Raw genomic sequence first — 19,175 nt, forward strand, 5'->3', positions numbered from 1 at the left:
CGAAGACGATCAACATGCTGAAACTATTATTCAACTACTGACAAAAATCATGAGCGAGGTCCTCGGCCCAGCTGAGTTCACCGTCGTGGATCACCGGGCAAGACAGCGATTCGAGAACGCGCGGGATGTCCTTTGGAGCGAGTTCGGTTGTCGCTTGCGAACCGGTGAGCCGCGGCCAGAGTTCGAAGGGTGCGTAATAACACGCTCCGGGATGACGGTTCGGGGAGACTGTGTAGTTGAGCGTGTAGTTCCGCCCGTTTTTGTTTAGGCGGGCAACGGCGACTTTCTCGTCGGTGAGTGCGTACGTTCCGTCACCGACGACGGCGTAATCCGTGCTCATCGCGATCCGTCTGCGGGCGAGTTGCGTCGCCCGTTCGATGCCGAAGCCGGTGATAAACAGCCGAGCGAACGTCGTTCCGACACGGATTGCCGGTTCGTTGAGCACCTCTCGGAGCGTAACGGCTCCAGCGACGCTGCCACGCTCGACGAGCGCTTTCCCCTGATAATAGGAGCCACAGGCGTTGAGGAAGAACGTTCGGGCACCGACTGACGACAGACTCTTGATGTCGAGTTCGCCGTCTTGACACTTTAGCCCGCCGACTTCGCAGTGTCCGATGAAGTGGACGAAATCCGATTCGGCTTCGAAGATCTGTGCCAACTCATCAACAGTCACCGAACGGCGCATGGTCGTCATCTGATCGGTATCGTCGTAGACCTCAGCGACTTCCTCATATTCTCCGTCCATCATGCTGTCGTTGAGGACGACCGTAACGTCGAGGGGCGTTTCGGGTGGGGACCTCCCTAGCCGGTTACGGTACGCCTGGATTGACGGCGTGTACGCGTCGGCCGGAACGTCGTCAGCGAGCCACGCGTGCAGATCCGCCGGTTGGAGTTTGGGTGCAACGATGTCGACCGAGGCAACGGGTCCCCGGTAGAAATCATCGAGTGCCCGCTGTAGTAGTCCGCTCTGATCCATGTTTTCGGAATCCGGCGGGTAGATGAGACTGAGATCGTCGAGCAGAAACGGCAGACACGAGATCATCTCGGGACGGGGGGTGACGTACGTAGAAAGGTGCCACGTCGGGAGGTTAGACATGATCGTTCCCTGCTTCACGCCGAGATACGCTGCGAGACGCTCCGCTGGTGTTGCGGTCCGTAACACTTCCGGATCGAGACCGATCTCGTCGAGAGCGGCCTGCTCGTACGGCGGTTCCTCGTCCGCTACGTCCCGAACGAGACAATCAAGGAAAAATACCCGTCGGAGCAGCGCGGCCACCTCGTATTTGAAATCCGGTAAGGATCCAAACGAACGGTGAACACCTGGGGCGCGAATGCGGGGCGTTTCCGAACCGATCCGGACGGAGGCACCCAGATAGTAGGCGAGCGGCGCGACCACGAACAGCTCATCGTAGCTCGCGGGAACGTCGATGACGATCTCCGTTTGTGGGACCATCCGGCGCACGCGCGGTGGCACGTACGTTTCGGCCCCAACCTCGACGAGCGGCGGATGCGTCCGGTAGTCCGGGTGTGAACGCTCCGGACCAGTCGTCGACAGACCGGCAGAGAGGACCGAGATAGCCGTCGCAACACCCTCCGGTGATCTGGGGATCGTAAACGTGGCAGGACCTAGTGGCTGATTGACCGATTGGCTCCCTCCGGCAACGCCCCGACTCATACCAGTAACTGGTATTGTTAGAGCAACAAATAGGTACCGGATCCGGAATTCTGGACACCCACTTTTTTGCGTGAGGGTGGTCTTTGGCTACCCTCACGCAAAAAGCCGCTTGCTCCGGTCACAGTACTGCGTCTTTCCCGCTTCCACTCTGCGACTGCATAGCTCCGCTACCGCGTCGGTCACGTTTGTGAACGACTGGATGATATCGACCCAGCACAAAATAGCCATCGACACCGGAACCCCACCGATAGACGGGTAGATTATAGTGTGAGCGGGGTGGAAGTCGGATATGGAGTACAATCACGTCCGGGAGACGGACCCGGAGGTCGCTGACGCGCTCGTCGGTGAAGTCGAGCGCCAGCGCGAGACACTCGCCATGATCGCCAGCGAGAACCACGTCAGTCGCGCTGTGCTCGAAGCCCAAGGCAGCACGCTCACGAACAAATACGCCGAGGGATACCCTGACGCCCGGTACTACGGCGGCTGTGAGTGTGCCGATACAGTTGAGCAACTCGCTATCGATCGCGCGACGGAGCTATGGGGAGCCGAATACGTCAACGTCCAACCACACAGTGGTTCGCAGGCCAACATGGGCGTCTATCTCGCTGCGCTCGATCCCGGAGACAAGATTCTCTCGCTCGATCTCACCCACGGCGGCCACCTCAGCCACGGTCATCCCAAGAACTTCGCGGGACAGGTGTACGAAGTCGAACAGTACGAAGTCGACTCCGAAACGGGATACATTGATTATGAGGCGTTAGCAGCCCACGCCACCGAGTTCGAACCGGATATGATCGTCTCGGGCTACTCGGCGTACCCCCGACAGGTCGAGTGGGAGCGGATCCAAGAGATCGCAACGAGCGTTGACGCCTACCATCTGGCCGACATCGCCCACATCACGGGGCTGGTCGCTGCCGGTGAACACCCCTCTCCTGTCGGCGTTGCGGACTTCGTCACCGGATCGACGCACAAGACGATCCGCGCAGGACGAGGTGGCATCATCATGTCTACCGAGGAACACGCCGACGCGATCGACAGCGCCATCATTCCCGGCATGCAGGGCGGTCCGTTGATGCATAATATCGCGGGCAAGGCCGTGGGCTTCAAGGAGGCGCTCCAACCCGAATTCGAGGAGTACGCTGCTCAGGTCGTCGCCAACGCGAGCGCCCTCGGGGAACGGCTGGCCGAGCACGGACTGAGTCTCGTTTCGGGGGGGACCGACACCCACCTCGTCCTCGTCGACCTTCGGGATTCACACCCCGACACGACCGGGAAGAAAGTCGAGGGCGCGCTCGAAGACGTAGGGATCGTGTTGAACGCCAACACTGTCCCCGGTGAAACCCGGTCACCGTTCGTGGCTAGCGGTATCCGCGCCGGAACGCCCGCGCTCACCACCCGCGGCTTCGATACGACGGCGATCGAACAGGTCGCTGACTGCATCGCCCGTGTCGTTGACAGCCCCGACGACGCGGACGTGAAAGACGACGTCGCGGAAGACGTTCAAGCGCTCTGTGCAGAGCATCCGCTGTACGAATAGCTGCCCTGCACGATCGTGTATATTTTGGGCGTGATAAACCCGGATATACGCACAGACTCGTGTGTTTTATGGCGTTTGGACGCGCCCGTTCACGTAATGACGACCGTTCTCGATGGCGACGCCGTTGCTAGCGACATTCGTGATTCGCTCACCGACAGCATCGATACGCTCACGACGGCTGGTGTGACGCCCGGACTGGCGACAGTGTTGATGAGCACCGATCCCTCCAGTGAGACGTACGTTTCGATGAAACAGCGCGACTGTGAGGAAGTTGGCATCAACGGAATTCACGTCGAGATCGACGCCGACGCGCCAGCCACGGAGTTGTACGAGACGATCGAGGATCTCAACGACGATCCGGCGGTACACGGCATTCTCGTGCAGTTGCCGGTGCCTGAACACGTAGATGAGCGCCGCGTCGTACGGAGCATCGACCCGGAAAAGGATGTCGACGGCTTCCATCCCGAGAACGTCGGTCGGCTCGTCAGGGGCCAACCGCGGTTCAAGCCGTGTACGCCCCACGGTGTACAGAAACTTCTCGACGCCGCCGGTGTTGATCCCGACGGGAAAGAGGTCGTGATCGTCGGCCGGTCGGAGATCGTCGGCAAGCCGTTGGCGAATCTTCTCATGCAGAAAGCACCAGACGGCAACGCGACAGTGACGGTGTGTCACTCTCACACAGCAGATCTTGCGGCGAAAACGCGCGCGGCGGACATCGTCATCGCGGCCGCAGGCGTACCAGAACTCATCGATGGATCGATGCTCAGCGAAGGCGCGACTGTGATCGACGTTGGTGTCAACTCTGTCGACGCCGACACTGAGAAAGGATACGAACTCGTCGGAGATGTCGACTTCGAGAGCGCAACAGAGAAGGCGAGCGTCATCACGCCGGTGCCCGGTGGCGTCGGTCCTATGACGCGCGCCATGCTGCTGTACAACACGGTGAAAGCCGCGAGCGCACAGACTGGCGTCGAGATCGAACTCCCGTGAGCCGATCAGATCCGACGGCGACGGCACTCCGCTCGCGGTATGCGGATGTCATTCACCACGAGGCGAGCCACGAACTCGACGCCGACACGTTCACGTCGATGCGAGCGTCTCCACGCGGTTGGGGCGTCGGCGCGCTGGTGGTTGACGCCGACGAACGGGTGTTGCTCGTGCAGGAAAACGGCCAGTGGTACGTCCCCGGCGGACGGCTCGAAGCCGACGAGTCGCCAGAGACGGGAGCGATCCGGGAAGTACGCGAAGAGACGGGTGTGGACGTTCGACTTCGAGGACTCGGAGCCATTGCCGAACAGACGTTCTCTCACGAGACGACGGGTGAATCGTTCGTGTTTCGCTTTGGGATGTTTAAGGCGACACCCGAGACGACGGAGGTGGCCAACGATCCTGGGCTCCCTGACGAATCGATCAGTTCGGTCGAGTGGCACACCTCGGTACCGGCCGACACCTACACTCGTGATCTCGTGGTCGAACTGCTCGGATAACGAGAGAGCCATTGATTCATCCGGGTATTAGAGGGGACGATCGAAGAACTGGGTCGATAATTCGATGCCCTGTCTCGATTCGAATCTCGTCAGCAATATCTCACTGGTCACGAACCGGCACAGGAGTTTCTCGACGCTCACCACACGAGAATTTCGTGGCTACAGTTGCTCTGCCATCGCTACCGCTTCGTCCAACTCGACCGGCGCTTCACTCTCCGTAAGTCGGTCGAGCAGCGCGTCAGTTCGTTCCTCCGTCGGGTTTCTATCTGCTTGTTCGAGCAGCCGCTCAGCCCCACCTCGTCCGGTGTGTGCGCCGAACAGGAGGCGTCGCTTGCCGCCGAACGTCTCAGGATCGTACGGCTCGAAGGTCGCAGGATCGTCGAGCATCGCCGTCGTGTGTAGTCCGGACTCGTGTGCCGTAACCGCCTCTCCGATGATCGGCGTGCGTGGATCGACTGATTCATCGAGCGCATCGAGCACCGTCCGACACGTCGGAATAAGCTGCTCGCGCGCAAGACCAGTTTCGTGGCCGGCTGTTTCGAGCGCGACGGCGACCTCCTCAAGCGCAGGATTGCCCGCGCGTTCGCCCAACGACGCAACACTCACATCCACTCGATCGACACCGAGACGGGTAGCGACGAGTGCGTTCGCGGTGGCGACACCGAGATCGTCGTGGAAGTGAACGCCGACACGATCGAGTGAAACGTCCAGCTCGGCTAGTGATCGCAGATAGCCAGCAACGAACGATGGTGTGCGCGCACCGACCGTATCAGCGAGCGTGATCGGCACGTCGAACCGATCAAACGCCGGTGCGATATCACCCGCGTCGGTACGAAACGCGTCCAGCAGCGTGAGATGCGGGCGGGCATCGCCATCGCGGACGCGATCGATCGCCTCGCTGGCGGATTCGAACGCCTCCTGTCTGGAGGCCCCAAGTACTGCCTGAAGTTGTCGATCGGATACGGGAACGAACACCTCGATTACATCGGCGTCCGCATCGAGTGCGGCGTCTACGTCGGCATCCCGCGCCCGAGCGATCGCACCCACGTCGGTTTCGAGCGTTTCAGCAAGCCGCTGTGTAACTGTCGCGTCGTGGTTGCCTGTCGCCGGAAAGCCGGCCTGAATGAGCGACAATGACAGCGCGTCGAGTGCTTTCCCCGCCGCGATCGTCTGCTCGACAGTGTACTCTCGCCCCGGCATCTGGGTTGCCTCCCGGAGCGTTACGTCACATAATCGCATACGAATCCTCGTGCCGGGGCGTTTCAATACGGTTTTGGATCGAATCCGAACTCATTGCAAACCATCGAGGCGTGACCGAGCCGCCGAGAGCGTTTCGGTCCCCGTACAGACGTACCTCCGGAGGTCTCGGACGGCACTAACCAGCTGTTCAGCCATCACAGGATCGACATCGCCGTCGAGCGCCTCGATTCGGCGGGCGTGTTCCGAAACCGTCTGAAGGACCGCCGTCGCCTGCTGGTCGGGATGCTCGTCGAGATACCAGCTGAACGCTCGCCGGTAGTCGTCGACAGCCCCTGCACACGCCAATCCACGGGCTGTCCGCATCGAGTGTGGGACGGAGTCTGGATCGGGACGGTCACCCTCGTCTGCGCCACTGAGCAACGAGAGCAGATACAGCTCTGTATCGTCGTCGATCCGCATTGACCGCCGCAGCTCACGAGCGCTGTAGACGAGTTCGGTCGCCGCGAGATACGTCTCCGACAACGGTGTTAGTTCTCCCGCGTGGATGAAGCCGATGTGGGTGATGTACGTCCGACACCGCTCAGTGGCGTCCTCCAACGCTTCCGACAGTCCTTCCTCCTCAACCAACGACCGCGCTGGCGAGAGATCAAGCGCAGCGGGTGCGTCAGTGTGTTCAGTCCGTTCGTCAAGACCTCGGCTCCGAAGGCTATCACAGTTCGGACAGGACACCGCGCCGGTCTCGTAGTACGACCACTGTGTCCCACACTCCCGACACTCGCGTTGGCCTCGGATTTTCATGCACGACATTAATCGGTCGAGGGCAAAAAACCGGGTGGCTCAGCCGATTGAGCCGACCAACAGGTATTACACGTCGTACACCTATCATTAGATACGATGTCGTCGAACCCATCGGCGTCCACAGACGAGGATAGAGGAAGTCACGGCAACGTGGCTGATCGAGAAATTCTCCAGCACTGAACGGACGCAGCCGATCACATCACGACGAACAGAGAACGGATCGGTCGAACGCGAAAAAGACGAAGTTCGTCTCGAACTATCAGGGACGATGCACGTCCTGACGCCCGCTCAGGCACGGGAGCTTCATGCTGCGCTGGACGAGGCGCTGCATCACACCGAGACGTTCACTCACACGGTCTGTGAACACCGTCCGGATGGCTCGTACGTCGTTGCTCGCCGGCGTGCGGACTCATCGGGCCACCGAAAAGTGTTCGATTCGTTCGCGGCGCTTGCTGAACTGTACGAGCGGCTCCCCTCAGAGTTCACCGCCGAGGATGTCGAGCACTCCGGACTAACTGGCGGTCGTCGACACATGCTCGTCCGTCACTTCACCGAACAGCCGGCGTTCGACTGTGCGTTGGTGTGCCGACAGCCGCTCACGGCGCGGAAAGCAGTCCCAACGTCCTGAAACGACTGTTCTGGCGCGTGACTCCCGCCAGCGCGGTGTCGAGTCCATACTCTTTTGCTGTGCGCGACAGTTCTCACAGCCATGCGAAGCGAAGAGGAGATCCGAGACCAGTATGAGTTTCTCAAAGAGGAACTCGACGACGAGGAGATGCGTCACGAAGGCGTCCGTCAGATGTTTACGTACTATCGTCGCGCTATCGGGTGGGTTCTCGAAGAAGAACACATGTGATATTCTGTTCCGTGCTGATGCACCGTCAAGAACGGAGCCACGGTCATTGCTACCACGACAAACGGACTTTCTGACCCGGTAAGTTTATGCCAATGAAGCCACTTGGTTGGATTGACGCTTCGCTTGGAGGGCCGAAGCGTCAGCGGGGACCAATTCAGGGCGGCATGCCTTGCCGGGCGTTTTCACCCCGGCTGGGCTGCTTTCCTTTCTACTCACAATCACATCATTGGAGCGTTATCTCTGATCAGTCGATCACTCAGTTTTCTGCTTGGTGACGCGCGATGCGTTGTAGCGCGTCGGCAATCGTCTCCACAGCGAACAACAGTCGCCACAAGAAGTACACCAGCCAGACACCACCCACAGCTACCATACCGAGCAGGAACTGCCCTCGAATGAGCGCGTAACCGAACACGACGATGGAGAATATTTCGATCCCGCGACGCTTGTTCAGTAAATGGTCAGGAAGCATGAACAGCGACATGTGACATATATCGAGGTTATCAATAAAATAACTACGGTCAAGCGTCCACGTTCTCCTCATCGGGATATCCAGTTCACCTCGACAGACGCAGGAAACGACACACTTGTTCTCACAACTATCGGATAAAACACGGCTTCAGAATCACTTATTCTCTCTTCTACCCATCGTGTTCACATGCTCTTTATCGGCAGCGACGACGGGGTGTATCGTACCCGGATCGACGAACCATCGGAATCGACGCGAGTTCTTTCGGCCGGGCGAGTGATGCGACTCCGACAGTTTGGGGACGCAGGACTGTTCGCAGCCACGCAAACCGGACTGTATCGGTCGATGAACGGCACGGAATGGACGAACCTCGACGTTCCCCGCGACCAGACGTACGCCGTCTGTGTCAGTGCCGACGGCACTCAACTGTACGCCGGTACGAGTCCTGCTCACGTGTACACGGCACCGATCGGGGCACTCGATGGAACGTCTATTCCATGGACTGAGCTGTGGGGCTTTCAGACTCTTCCCTCGCGCGAGGAGTGGCGGCTTCCCCGTCACAACGACCGTGCCCACGTCCGAGATCTCCACACCGATCCCGCCCATTCGAACCGAATCGTCGCCGGCGTCGAGGTGGGTGGGGTGCACGTTGCTGACGTGCACGATGCTGAAGCACTGGTGAGCCAACCAGAACACAGGCGTTCTGGTGACGACGGCGGAGTTACGTGGACACAACGGTCGAACGGGGTGGACGACGATGTTCATGAACTCCGCGTCGTCGGGCCTGCGGAGTATTTCGCTGCTACCGGCCACGGACTCTTCCGGACGCGGGACGCCGGCCAAACGTGGAAGCGGCTCGATCAGTCCGTCCCACAGTCGTACTTCCGGTGTGTGTTCGCTCTCGGTGATACCGTCTACGCAGCCGGTGCGCTGTCAAATTCCTCGACGTGGAACGATCCTGATGCCGATCCGGCGCTGTTTTCGTGTTCGCAGAGCGGATCGCTCGACACGATACCAATTCCACCAGTGGACGAAATGGTCACCGGCATGACTGCCGTCGACGATGACCTCCTCATCGCAACCCACCGGGGGCATCTGTTCGTCCACCGCGGTTCGTGGCACAACCTCGGAGAATTTCCCGTTCGTGGACCGCTTACCGGACGGTACACACCGATCTGTTCCTACGAACGACTTCAATAACTCTCAACAGGTGGAGTGATGTTTATACACATCCAGTAAATTATGTGTGGTAGAGGGACAGCACTCAGTGACAAGCCCGGGTGTATGGGCTGTACTCTCGGTATTGATGTGAATTCCGACTGAAGAATACGTCCCTTGCCATAGGTAATATTATGACAGTAACGGATGTGTCGTTGTCACGACGAACGGTTCTGAAAACGATCGGTGGGTCGGCCATCGGCACCATCGCTGTGGGATCGACCGGCGCAGCGGCAGCCAGTGCCGAGGCTGAACGGAGCGTCATCCTCACGGTCAAGGGGACGGCCGACATTGACATCGAACGGTCGGCCGACATCGACTCTGACGCGACGATGACAGTCAACGCCGACAACGAGATCAGTGTGACACTCCAGCCGACGGCAGACATTGAAATCAATCCTGCGATCAGCGGGGCGTTCGAGATTACACTCAGGAACGTCGATGTGGTTGCGGCCACGATCGAGGTATCGGCAATGGCCGAGATTCGCGTGCGTGGTAAGACACAACTAAACGCAACGGTTTGTCCGAATGCGTCGGGTGTACTTCTCGTAGAGTCGACTGCGACAGCCGCTATTTCTGCTGAACCGCACGCAGCAGTCGATGTCGTTACCGAACTTCGCGGCGATGTCACGGCTGACACCGATCCGACCGCTGATGTCGATATCATCACGGTGACGGAGATCGGTCCCACTGGCTGACCTTCGCAACGGCAGCCAGACCGTGCGTGGAGTCGACTACTCAATCACGAAACCGCTGCTTTTTCCCGTCTCACTCCATTCGATCTCGAATTCGAGGCTCAGTTCCGGTTCACCGTCGCCGGTTTCCCGCTCAACTTCGATTTCGAACTCCGCTTGTTCTGGAACGTCCAGCGTTACTGATTCCTCTCCATTGGATAAGGTCAACGCCTCCCCCGAGTCTAGTTTGTCAGCGACCGAACGCAGATGCGACGCGATTTCCGTTCTGCTTTGGCGACGCTCGGTAACGAACAGTGTCTCTTCCATATTCTTCCTTCATCGCATCAATATATAAATTAGTCGGTATCCTAGAACAGGAAAAATAAACGATATATTTAATACTGTCTGTTTAGTAACCTCGCAGGCAGCTGTCATCGTGATATCGAGCGTGTCGGGTCCACACTCAGTCGACTCGCGGTCAAGATCGACCGACACGTTTATGCTGTTGAATCGGTAATATCCGGAAGTATACAGTCATGCACGATTTGACCGGTTTCCAACGGGATCTACTGTACGTCATTGCTGGTAGCGACGATCCACACGGACTAGCGATTAAGGACGAACTCGAAGAGTACTACGAAAAGGAAATCCACCACGGTCGGCTGTATCCGAATCTAGACACGCTTGTGGAGAAAGGGTTAGTCGAGAAGGGACAACGCGACCGGCGGACGAACTACTACACACTCACGCGTCGGGGACAACGCGAGATCGACGCTCGTAACGACTGGGAAGCCCAGTATATCAGCCTCGAAGTCGAGGCGTAACTAGTCTCGATCGTGCCTATCCGGAGTGGTTGGCGTTCGTACAGCAACTCGATCATCTCGGATCGCTCCGCACCACGGAACTGGGGGGCCATTTTTTGACTCATTGTCGGGATCACACTGCTCCGATCGACATCAACGCGGTAACGGACGTTCAGTTGTCAAGGGGTGAAATGGGTGCAGAGCAGTGGAACGTCTACAGAAACCACGGCAGTGTGCGCAGTTCACGACGGCAGTACACAGATTGTTGTAATCGATGCCCGCCGACAGAGTGGGGTGGCACACGGTCGATAGTTCACAAACTACTATACTGGCCGGTTCAAATCCCGAGGTACACATGAGTCAGTCGTACGATCGGGGGCTCGTCGAGAACTTCGGGCGGTGGACGGAGTTCTCTGCCGGGATGTGGGCGTGGGTGTTCCACAAATTCACCGGCTGGGTCCTCATCGGCTACCTGTTCACACATATCGCCGTACTCAGTACCGCTATCGAGGGCGCATCGATGTACAACGGCACGCTCCAAGGACTCGAAGCGCTGCTCATCGTCCGGTTTATGGAGGTGGGACTGCTGGCAGTGGCCGTGTTCCACATCCTCAACGGCGTCCGACTGTTGTTCGTCGATCTCGGGTTAGGATTGGACGCCCAGGACAAGAGCTTCTATGCGTCGTTGATCCTTACAGGCGCGATCGCCGTCGCAAGCATCCCGACGTTCCTCGGAGGTGCGTTCTGAGATGGCAGAACATTACACGTCCTTCTCGCGGGACGACACTCGATGGCTACTCCAGCGAGTGACAGCGGTGTTCCTCGTGGGCGTGTTGGCGTTTCACTTCATGCTGTTGCACTTCGTGCACCACGCGTACGAAATCACCCTCGCAGGCACCACTGCACGGATGAGTCAGCCGGGGTATTTCATAACGATGGTGTCGTTCCTGATCGCCGGAACGTTCCACGGCGTCAACGGCGTGTACAACGCCCTCGTCAATCAGGGTATCGAGGGAACCCCCCGGACGATCGTCAAGTACGGACTTATCATCGTGAGCCTCCTACTCATCGCTCAAGGTATTCGTGTTGCGTGGGCGATGACTGGCGGACAACTCATTTGAATCATGAGCACACACGTTTCAGAATCCGAATCCGAAGCACAAGCTGGCACCGACCAACAGACGACCGACAGACCGGCGGCCCAACAACGCCGCCTTGAGAAAAAGCGCGCGAGCAACGACCAACGGGAACAGGCCGACAGTTCGACCGAAACGGACGAGGAGACGGTTCACCTCAAGGTGTTCCGATACGATCCTGAGGTCAAAGACAAACAGGAGCCACGGTTCGACGACTTCCACGTTCCCGCGAAAAAGGGAATGACTGTGCTGGACGCGCTCATCTACTCGCGCGATCATTACGATTCGTCGCTCACGTTCCGCCACTCCTGTCGACAAGCGATCTGTGGCTCAGACGCGCTGTTTATCAACGGCTCACAGCGGTTGGGCTGTCAGACACAGATCGACGAGCTCGACCAGCCGGTGCGTGTCGAACCACTGCCTCACCAAGAGGTGGTGAAGGATCTCGTCGTCGACATGGAACATTTCTACGATCAGATGGACACAGTCGAGCCGTACTTCCAAGAGGAAGATCTCCCATCAGGTCTCGACGAACAGCGCCAAGACCGTGAAAACAGGGAGAAGATCAAGATGAGCACGCGCTGTATCTGGTGTGGCGCGTGTATGTCCTCTTGTAACATCGCGGCCGGCGGCAACTACCTCGGACCAGCAGCCATCAACAAAGCCTATCGCTTCGTGATGGACGAGCGCGAAGGCGAGGACCTCAAACAGCAACGACTCGAAACGATCGAAGAGGAGCAAGGAGTGTGGCGGTGTCAAACCCAGTTCTCCTGTACGAACGTCTGTCCGAAAGACATCCCACTCACGGAGCACATTCAGGAACTCAAACGAGAAGCCGTGAAAAACAACCTCAAGTTCTGGTAATCCAGACCGATACAGTCACAACATAATAATGACACTACACGAACACGATGTGATCGTCGTCGGCGCGGGTGGTGCCGGCCTGCGGGCGGCGATCGCTGCCAACGAAGCGGGTGCAGACGTGGCATTGGTGACGAAGTTACATCCCGTTCGGAGCCACACGGGCGCAGCGGAGGGCGGCATCAACGCGGCGCTCCGTGATGGTGACTCGTGGGAAGACCATGCCTACGACACGATGAAAGGGTCGGACTACCTCGGGGACGCTCCGGCGGTCGAAACACTCTGTCAAGACAGTCCCGAGGAGACGATCCAGCTCGAACACTGGGGGATGGCGTTCTCGCGTGAAGACGACGGACGGGTGTCCCAGCGTCCGTTCGGCGGGTTGTCGTTCCCGCGGACGACGTACGCAGGCGCAGAGACCGGTCACCACCTCCTGCACACGATGTACGAGCAGGTGGTGAAACGCGGGATCCAGGTGTACGACGAGCAGTACGTGACTGATCTGGCGGTGACGGATCACGAGGACCCCGAAGACCGGGTGTGTCAGGGTTGTATCGGCTACGACATCAAGACGGGCCAGCTGAACGGGTTCGTCGCCAACAACGGTGTCGTCATCGCAACCGGCGGTCCCGGCCAGATGTACGCCCACACGACCAACGCGGTCGCACAGACGGGCGACGGACAGGCAATGGCCTACCGGGCGGGCGTGCCGCTGCAGGATATGGAGTTCGTGCAGTTCCACCCCACGACACTTCCCTCCACAGGCGTGTTGATCAGTGAGGGCGTTCGGGGCGAGGGTGGGATCCTGTACAATAGCAACGGCGAGCGGTTCATGTTCGAGTATGGGTACGCCAACAACGACGGCGAACTCGCTAGTCGTGATGTCGTTGCGCGCGCAGAAGTGACGGAAGTCAACGAGGGTCGTGGATACGAGAACGACGCGGTCCACCTCGACATGCGCCATCTGGGTGAAGAGCGAATCACGGACCGGTTGGAAAACATCATCCACCTCGCAACCGACTTCGAGGGCGTCGACCCGCTCGAAGAACCGATGCCGGTCAAACCGGGACAACACTACGCGATGGGCGGTATCGAAACCGACGAAAACGGCGAGACCTGCATCGACGGGTTGTACGCCGCGGGTGAGTGTGCCTGCGTGAGCGTCCATGGCGCGAATCGACTCGGTGGCAACGCGCTACCCGAACTCATCGTGTTCGGTGCGCGTGCGGGTCGTCACGCCGCTAGCGAGGACGGTGCCGGCGCACAGATCGAAACTGGTTCTTCCGCACGGATCGAGACTGCCGATATCGACGTACCTACCGAACTGGGTCGTGTCGAAACGGGGAGCGACGACGCTGTCGCTGACGGCGGCGAACTACACAGTGGATCACCCAAAGAAGTCGTCAACCGTGCGCTTGAACAACAACGAGAGCGCGTCGAGACCTTGATGGAGACGGATGGAATCAACCACGCCGACGTTCGGTCCGATCTTCAGGAGACGATGACGGAAAACGTGAACGTCTTCCGCAACGAAGCTGGTCTCAAACAGGCACTCAAGGACATCCGGGCGTGTCGAGAACGGTACCAAGAGGTGGGTGTGAGCGATCCGTCTCGCACATTCAACACCGATCTCATGCACACCATCGAGACGCGCAACCTCATCGATCAGGCAGAAGTGCTCACGCTCGGTGCGCTCGCACGAACCGAGTTCCGTGGCGCACACTGGCGTCAAAGCCATCAGGAACGCAAAGACGAGGAGTGGCTCAAGCACACGATGGTCGCGTGGAACGACGGCGCTCCGGAACTGTACTACACGGACGTGCTTCTCGAAGGAGAGTCGAAGAAGTACGAGCCGAAAGTGAGGAGCTACTGAGTAGTTCCATCACCAGTCGTTCAGCTCTCTTTGCCAAAAGACATATATGTATATAAATTTGAGTTGACATATGAAGCGGCGGAACTTTCTTCGGACGGTTTCACTCTCTGGCGGGGTTTGCACGCTGAGCGGTTGTCTCTCCGCTGTAACGGGACACTCCCAAAGCGGGACCCCCGACAGGGAGACGACCACGGAGGGTTCTCGTGGGTGTGAGCCGATCGTATCGGACACCGATCGGGTCGTCTGCCAGCGGGGCACTGCGGAGTTGGCTGAGATGGTATCTGTTGAATCAGAATCGGAGACGTTCACCGTCAGCACCGATACGGGTGAAATCACGTCGTTTCTTTTCACGCTGCACAACCGAACGAAGCGGGCGTTCGTGTTTCGCCCCGATGGTTGGCATATTGCACGTCAGACACAGGATGAATGGGAGCTATACGCGGTAGGCGAGGGAACGGCAGACGAAATGACGGTCGTTCCCGGTGACGATCACACGTGGGCGTTGAGTCCACAACCCCACCCAACGCCCCGAGCCGATACAACGACGCACGTGTTCACTGCTCTCCCCAGCGGCACCCACAAATTCGTTCTCACTGGCCACTTCGACGCCGAGCCGGCCGTCCAGATTGAACTCCAAGCCTCCTTCACACTCGAAACGAGTAGCACAGAACAGTAGGCATATCCCGGCGGGGGTCCCGAATCCCGGTATGCAGGTAATCATCCTCGCAGCAGGAGAGGGGACGCGGATGCGTCCGTTGACCCACTCGACGCCCAAACCGATGTTACCCGTCGGTGACCGGCCGCTCGTGGCACACACGGCGGACGCAGCTATCGACGCTGGTGCCGACGAACTGGTGTTCGTCGTGGGCTATGAGGGAGACACCGTCAAATCATATTTCGGTGACCGTTACGGCGGCGTACCCATCAACTACGCCACACAAGACGAACAGCTCGGCACCGCCCACGCTGTTCGAGCGGCAAAAGAACACATTACCGGTCCATTCGCGGTGCTCAACGGCGACGACCTGTACGATCTGGACAGCATGGTCGAACTGTTTTCAGCCGGTCCAGCGGTCGCGTCCGTCCGGGTCAACAATCCGAGCAACTACGGTGTGCTCTCGATGGACGGCGAGTACATCACGGAGATCGTCGAAAAACCCACGGAGCCACCCAGTGATCTCGTGAACGCAGGCGCGTACGTTTTTCCTGCTGACGCACGCGAGTGGCTCGACGTTCCCAAAAGCGAGCGTGGTGAACACGAACTCACAGATGTTCTCGCTCGGGTCATCGACCACCAGAACGTTCGAACGGTCGAACTCGACCGGTGGCTCGGCGTGGGTCGACCGTGGGAACTTCTCGAAGCCAACGAGTGGAAGCTCGACGGACTCGATCGGAACGTCGCTGGTGAAGTCCACGAGCGCGCGGAACTTCGGGGGACCGTGGTCGTGGAGGAGGGCGCAACGATCGACGCCGGAACTGTTATCGAGGGACCGGCACTGATCCGATCAGGTGCAAGTGTCGGACCCAACGCCTACGTTCGCGGTGCGACCCGGATCAGCGCCGACTGTCACGTCGGAAACGGCGCCGAGATCAAAAACAGCGTCCTCATGCACGACGCGAACGTACCACACCTCTCGTATGTGGGCGATAGCCTCCTCGGACCGCACGTGAATCTCGGTGCCGGCACACAGGTCGCAAACCTCCGGCACGACGGCGCGGACATTAAACAAACAGTCAAAGGTGAACGCGTTGCAACCGGCCGTCGAAAGTACGGGATCGTCGCGGGCGACGGCGCTAAAACCGGTGTCAACACCTCGCTCTCGCCGGGCGTCGTCCTCGCTCCCGATGCCACGACGCTCCCCGGTGAACAGGTCCATCGAGACCCATAGCCCGACACCGATCAATCGGTTCGGCTGGAAGCAGATTCTGCCGTTGTCTCGATCCACTGTTTTCCCCACTGTTCGATCGCATCGAACACCGGACACAACGACGCACCTTTCTCAGTCAGGCTGTAGTACGTCGCAACGGGCGCGTCCTCTTCGAGACGCCGAGTAACAAAGCCCATCTCCTGTAAATCGTCGAGAACGCGGGACAGGGTGCGTGAGTTCGCGCCAGTCGATCGCTTCAACTCGTTGAATCGCTGTTCTCTCCCCTGAAGATCGTGCAACACGATCAGCCGCCACTCCGAGCCGATCTGTTGCAATGATTCAGCAACGTAACACATCCCGTCGGTAAGCTGCTTCGTCGATCCGTGACGCGTATCGGCTCGTTCCATCGCTCTACAGACCCTATCGCTCAGACGCCTATGTGGGTTCGGATTCGAACCTGCTTTCGAGATACAACTGGTCGTTCACCCATCTATCTTGAGTACGTTTTCAGCGAGACGATTGCGTCGCCCTCGACGGAAAACACGTCGACGAATTCGAACCACTCTTCTCCGTCAGCGTGGATGAGTTTGCCACGGACGGCGATCGCGTGCTCGTTTCGGAACACGTCGGTGATTTCGTGGGTGGTATCGGTTTCCGGTCGTTGCTCACGCATGAACTGGACGAACGCCTCCCGCCCATCGATCGTTCGATCGGGGCGGTCGTGAGTGAATTCGGGGGCGAGCAGTGCTGAAAGCGCCTCATACTCCCCCTCATCGATAGCGCGATAGTACGCACGAGCGAGTGCGTCCATACCGGATGCAAAGTCCGGTGACAGCAAGAAAACCGTGGTCGATCTGTTTTTAGCGATGGATCGACGAGCATCAGTGTGGAGCTTCACGTCCGATACGAGGGTGATGACGATCCCGAGAAATGCAGTGCCCGCAAACTCGCGCGCTTCGATCTCGCGGAGCTACACCGGTCTGCGCGCGAAACCCCGCCGGGAATCGTTCTAAATCCGTTCGCGGATCGCGCGCTTTCGCCGGCCGACGCGGACCATACCGCGCTGGTTGCACTCGATTGTTCATGGGAGAGCGCCGAGAAAACGGCGTTCGAACTACAGGGCACCCCTCGGGCGCTCCCGTTTCTCGTCGCTGCCAATCCGGTGAACTACGGCCAACCGTTCCAACTCAACACCGTCGAGGCGTTCGCCGGGGCGCTGTGTATCCTCGGTGAACGGGAACACGCGGAGCGACTGCTGTCTAAGTTTCGATGGGGACACACGTTCCTCGAACTGAACGAGGAGCCATTAGCACGGTATGCTGCGTGTGCCGACTCCGAGGCGGTCGTCAAAATTCAAGAGGAGTATCTCGATGCCGAACCGGAGGCGACTCCTGCCGGTAGTGATCCGTCTTAGCAGGAACGAAATAGCGTTGACGGCCTTAGACCGCGCGGTTCTCCTTGGCCTTCGTTCTGAGGTTCTTGTACCCGCATTTCCGACAGCTGGTAGCGCGCTTTGGATTACGCGCGTTACAACGCATGCAGATCTGCTTGTCGAGGAGTCGATCCTCTGCCTCGGGGAAACTAGCCATGTTCGTTGTGAATCGAGTGGGCTACTTAGGATTTCCGAGACTGAAATCGCAAAAGCGTGTTTCACTGGTAACGGAGGGCCGAACAGTGCCAGCAAGGATGTCGATATGCCGTCTACCGCTTAGCACTCCGACTGGTCGGTGGCGTCCTCTGCGTCGCTGGTATCATCCACCGATTCGGACTGGTCGGTCCTGTCCGTGTTCGTCGGTGAGTCGGTGACGGTGTCATCGGTGGTCTCACCGTCGTCTGCTGATTCGTCCGAATCGGATTGGTCGGTCTCATCAGGAGTCGATTCAGTCGCGTCGTTGTCCGTAGAATCGCCTTCATCAGCTGCGTTATCCTCCGTGGAATCACCTTCATCAGCTGCGTTATCCTCCTCAGGGGTCTCCGTCGGTCCGTCGTCGGTCTCAGAACCGTTTTCGTCGGTTGGGTTGTCGTCCGTCGAATCCTCATCCGTCGAGCCGTCTTCAGAGACGTTAACGGACAGGTCGTATGGAGCTTCTTCATCGAACGATCCAATGCTCTCCTCTTCAGGAGAGATCCAAACGAAATACGTTCCACTCGTGTTCGCCGTGTGAGTGAACGAATCGGAGTAGTCCCATTCCACGACGTGATCATTGATGAAATCGTCTGGAGACTCACCACTCGCGTTCGGGTGAAGCAGTTGGGCGTTCACCAGAGTGGAATCGCTGTGATTCGCCGTCACGTTGATCGTCTCGCCTTTTTCGAGATTGATCGCGTACGTATCCAGATCGGGACCACTCATCACCGCCGAGACTGTCTCGCCGGACTCGATCGACGTAGCCGTTGTTGGCCGTTCGTTCGGATCGTGTTCGTCGAGTCGCTGGGTCTCGACCGTGAGATCGTAATCGGTGATGTTCGTCCCCTGTGTCCGAACGTAGTACGTCCCTGACTGTTCGGCTATCGTCCCACCGATCGCCTGCATGGGGGCACCAGCGGTTGGTCGATACGCTGGACCCATCCCGTCGTGGGGATAGTCGTTCACCTTCTCGCCGGACGGTCCGAAGATGTCGAGTCGTGCAGACGTGTTTTCGTCGAGGGTCGTATCGTTTTCACCGAGATCGAGATGCGTCCAGATTCGTTCTCCCGACTCCACATCGAACGCATACCAGTCG

At 58.7% G+C, this 19,175-nt stretch carries 23 protein-coding genes and 1 pseudogene; 15 read left to right on the plus strand and 9 right to left on the minus strand.

All coding sequences use genetic code 11. The annotated features are described in order from the left end of the window. Positions 1–34: 34 nt before the first annotated feature. Positions 35–1,675: a CHAT domain-containing protein gene (locus EIK79_RS13905; RefSeq protein WP_124955713.1), complete on the minus strand. Its 1,641-nt coding sequence runs from the start codon at positions 1,673–1,675 to the stop codon at positions 35–37. A 289-nt stretch (positions 1,676–1,964) separates the two neighbouring features. On the opposite strand from EIK79_RS13905, the gene glyA reads away from it, so the two are divergent. From glyA to EIK79_RS13920, 3 genes are all read left to right on the plus strand, one after another. Further along, on the plus strand, positions 1,965–3,212 hold the full coding sequence (glyA, locus tag EIK79_RS13910) for a serine hydroxymethyltransferase (RefSeq protein WP_124955714.1): 1,248 nt from the start codon (positions 1,965–1,967) through the stop codon (positions 3,210–3,212). Between the two features lie 96 nt (positions 3,213–3,308). Beyond that, on the plus strand, positions 3,309–4,202 hold the full coding sequence (locus tag EIK79_RS13915; protein ID WP_124955715.1) for a bifunctional methylenetetrahydrofolate dehydrogenase/methenyltetrahydrofolate cyclohydrolase: 894 nt from the start codon (positions 3,309–3,311) through the stop codon (positions 4,200–4,202). Next, positions 4,199–4,699, plus strand: a complete 501-nt coding sequence (locus EIK79_RS13920) for an NUDIX hydrolase (protein ID WP_233738170.1) — start codon at positions 4,199–4,201, stop codon at positions 4,697–4,699. The genes EIK79_RS13915 and EIK79_RS13920 overlap by 4 nt, the downstream gene beginning before the upstream one ends. A gap of 159 nt (positions 4,700–4,858) precedes the next feature. On the opposite strand, the gene EIK79_RS13925 is transcribed toward EIK79_RS13920, so the two are convergent. Together EIK79_RS13925 and EIK79_RS13930 are read right to left on the minus strand one after the other, a co-directional pair. Then, positions 4,859–5,938, minus strand: a complete 1,080-nt coding sequence (locus EIK79_RS13925) for a LeuA family protein (protein ID WP_124955716.1) — start codon at positions 5,936–5,938, stop codon at positions 4,859–4,861. A 51-nt stretch (positions 5,939–5,989) separates the two neighbouring features. Beyond that, entirely contained in the window at positions 5,990–6,697 is a 708-nt protein-coding gene (locus EIK79_RS13930) for a DUF7117 family protein (protein WP_124955717.1), read from the minus strand. A 268-nt stretch (positions 6,698–6,965) separates the two neighbouring features. On the opposite strand from EIK79_RS13930, the gene EIK79_RS13935 reads away from it, so the two are divergent. Both EIK79_RS13935 and EIK79_RS18190 read left to right on the plus strand, forming a co-directional pair. After that, the gene (locus tag EIK79_RS13935) at positions 6,966–7,325 is read left to right on the plus strand and encodes a DUF7528 family protein (protein ID WP_124955718.1); all 360 of its coding nucleotides are present in this window, start codon (positions 6,966–6,968) and stop codon (positions 7,323–7,325) included. A gap of 81 nt (positions 7,326–7,406) precedes the next feature. Next, the gene (locus tag EIK79_RS18190; protein WP_185715646.1) at positions 7,407–7,553 is read left to right on the plus strand and encodes a hypothetical protein; all 147 of its coding nucleotides are present in this window, start codon (positions 7,407–7,409) and stop codon (positions 7,551–7,553) included. Between the two features lie 256 nt (positions 7,554–7,809). On the opposite strand, the gene EIK79_RS13940 is transcribed toward EIK79_RS18190, so the two are convergent. Next, complete coding sequence (locus tag EIK79_RS13940) at positions 7,810–8,034, minus strand: hypothetical protein (RefSeq protein WP_124955719.1); 225 nt, start codon at positions 8,032–8,034, stop codon at positions 7,810–7,812. 174 nt (positions 8,035–8,208) lie between these two features. On the opposite strand from EIK79_RS13940, the gene EIK79_RS13945 reads away from it, so the two are divergent. After that, complete coding sequence (locus EIK79_RS13945; RefSeq protein WP_124955720.1) at positions 8,209–9,219, plus strand: WD40/YVTN/BNR-like repeat-containing protein; 1,011 nt, start codon at positions 8,209–8,211, stop codon at positions 9,217–9,219. A gap of 152 nt (positions 9,220–9,371) precedes the next feature. Then, positions 9,372–9,935 (plus strand): hypothetical protein, encoded by a 564-nt coding sequence (locus EIK79_RS13950; RefSeq protein WP_124955721.1) that lies wholly within the window; start codon positions 9,372–9,374, stop codon positions 9,933–9,935. Between the two features lie 36 nt (positions 9,936–9,971). Here EIK79_RS13950 and EIK79_RS13955 read toward each other — a convergent pair whose 3' ends face one another. Further along, positions 9,972–10,238, minus strand: a complete 267-nt coding sequence (locus tag EIK79_RS13955) for an amphi-Trp domain-containing protein (RefSeq protein ID WP_124955722.1) — start codon at positions 10,236–10,238, stop codon at positions 9,972–9,974. Between the two features lie 209 nt (positions 10,239–10,447). Between EIK79_RS13955 and EIK79_RS13960 the strand changes: the two genes are divergently transcribed. From EIK79_RS13960 to glmU, 7 genes are all read left to right on the plus strand, one after another. Next, positions 10,448–10,735 (plus strand): PadR family transcriptional regulator, encoded by a 288-nt coding sequence (locus EIK79_RS13960; protein ID WP_124955723.1) that lies wholly within the window; start codon positions 10,448–10,450, stop codon positions 10,733–10,735. Between the two features lie 334 nt (positions 10,736–11,069). Beyond that, the gene (gene sdhC / locus EIK79_RS13965) at positions 11,070–11,462 is read left to right on the plus strand and encodes a succinate dehydrogenase, cytochrome b556 subunit (protein WP_124955724.1); all 393 of its coding nucleotides are present in this window, start codon (positions 11,070–11,072) and stop codon (positions 11,460–11,462) included. Between the two features lies 1 nt (position 11,463). Continuing rightward, positions 11,464–11,835 carry a succinate dehydrogenase hydrophobic membrane anchor subunit gene (locus EIK79_RS13970; RefSeq protein WP_124955725.1) on the plus strand — a complete coding sequence of 124 codons (372 nt, stop codon included), beginning with the start codon at positions 11,464–11,466 and terminating at the stop codon, positions 11,833–11,835. A gap of 3 nt (positions 11,836–11,838) precedes the next feature. After that, a complete protein-coding gene (locus EIK79_RS13975; protein ID WP_124955726.1) occupies positions 11,839–12,714 on the plus strand; it encodes a succinate dehydrogenase/fumarate reductase iron-sulfur subunit in 876 nt (291 codons plus the stop codon). Positions 12,715–12,742: 28 nt separating this feature from the next. Beyond that, entirely contained in the window at positions 12,743–14,584 is a 1,842-nt protein-coding gene (locus EIK79_RS13980) for an FAD-binding protein (RefSeq protein WP_124955727.1), read from the plus strand. 70 nt (positions 14,585–14,654) lie between these two features. Next, complete coding sequence (locus EIK79_RS13985; protein WP_124955728.1) at positions 14,655–15,260, plus strand: hypothetical protein; 606 nt, start codon at positions 14,655–14,657, stop codon at positions 15,258–15,260. A 31-nt stretch (positions 15,261–15,291) separates the two neighbouring features. Then, positions 15,292–16,473, plus strand: coding sequence for a bifunctional sugar-1-phosphate nucleotidylyltransferase/acetyltransferase (glmU, locus tag EIK79_RS13990; RefSeq protein WP_124955729.1), 1,182 nt, complete (start codon positions 15,292–15,294; stop codon positions 16,471–16,473). A gap of 11 nt (positions 16,474–16,484) precedes the next feature. On the opposite strand, the gene EIK79_RS13995 is transcribed toward glmU, so the two are convergent. Then, on the minus strand, positions 16,485–16,859 hold the full coding sequence (locus tag EIK79_RS13995) for a winged helix-turn-helix transcriptional regulator (RefSeq protein WP_124955730.1): 375 nt from the start codon (positions 16,857–16,859) through the stop codon (positions 16,485–16,487). Between the two features lie 83 nt (positions 16,860–16,942). Next, positions 16,943–17,263, minus strand: coding sequence for a nuclear transport factor 2 family protein (locus EIK79_RS14000; protein ID WP_124955731.1), 321 nt, complete (start codon positions 17,261–17,263; stop codon positions 16,943–16,945). A gap of 75 nt (positions 17,264–17,338) precedes the next feature. On the opposite strand from EIK79_RS14000, the gene EIK79_RS14005 reads away from it, so the two are divergent. Beyond that, entirely contained in the window at positions 17,339–17,866 is a 528-nt protein-coding gene (locus EIK79_RS14005; RefSeq protein ID WP_124955732.1) for a DUF367 family protein, read from the plus strand. 25 nt (positions 17,867–17,891) lie between these two features. Here the strand turns inward: EIK79_RS14005 and EIK79_RS14010 are convergent, their stop codons facing one another. Both EIK79_RS14010 and EIK79_RS18195 read right to left on the minus strand, forming a co-directional pair. After that, positions 17,892–18,041 (minus strand): 50S ribosomal protein L40e, encoded by a 150-nt coding sequence (locus EIK79_RS14010; RefSeq protein WP_124955733.1) that lies wholly within the window; start codon positions 18,039–18,041, stop codon positions 17,892–17,894. Positions 18,042–18,160: 119 nt separating this feature from the next. Continuing rightward, a pseudogene (locus tag EIK79_RS18195) lies at positions 18,161–19,175 on the minus strand (hypothetical protein); the annotation flags it as partial.

Source organism: Halocatena pleomorpha (assembly GCF_003862495.1).
Classification (GTDB): Archaea; Halobacteriota; Halobacteria; order Halobacteriales; family Haloarculaceae; genus Halocatena; species Halocatena pleomorpha.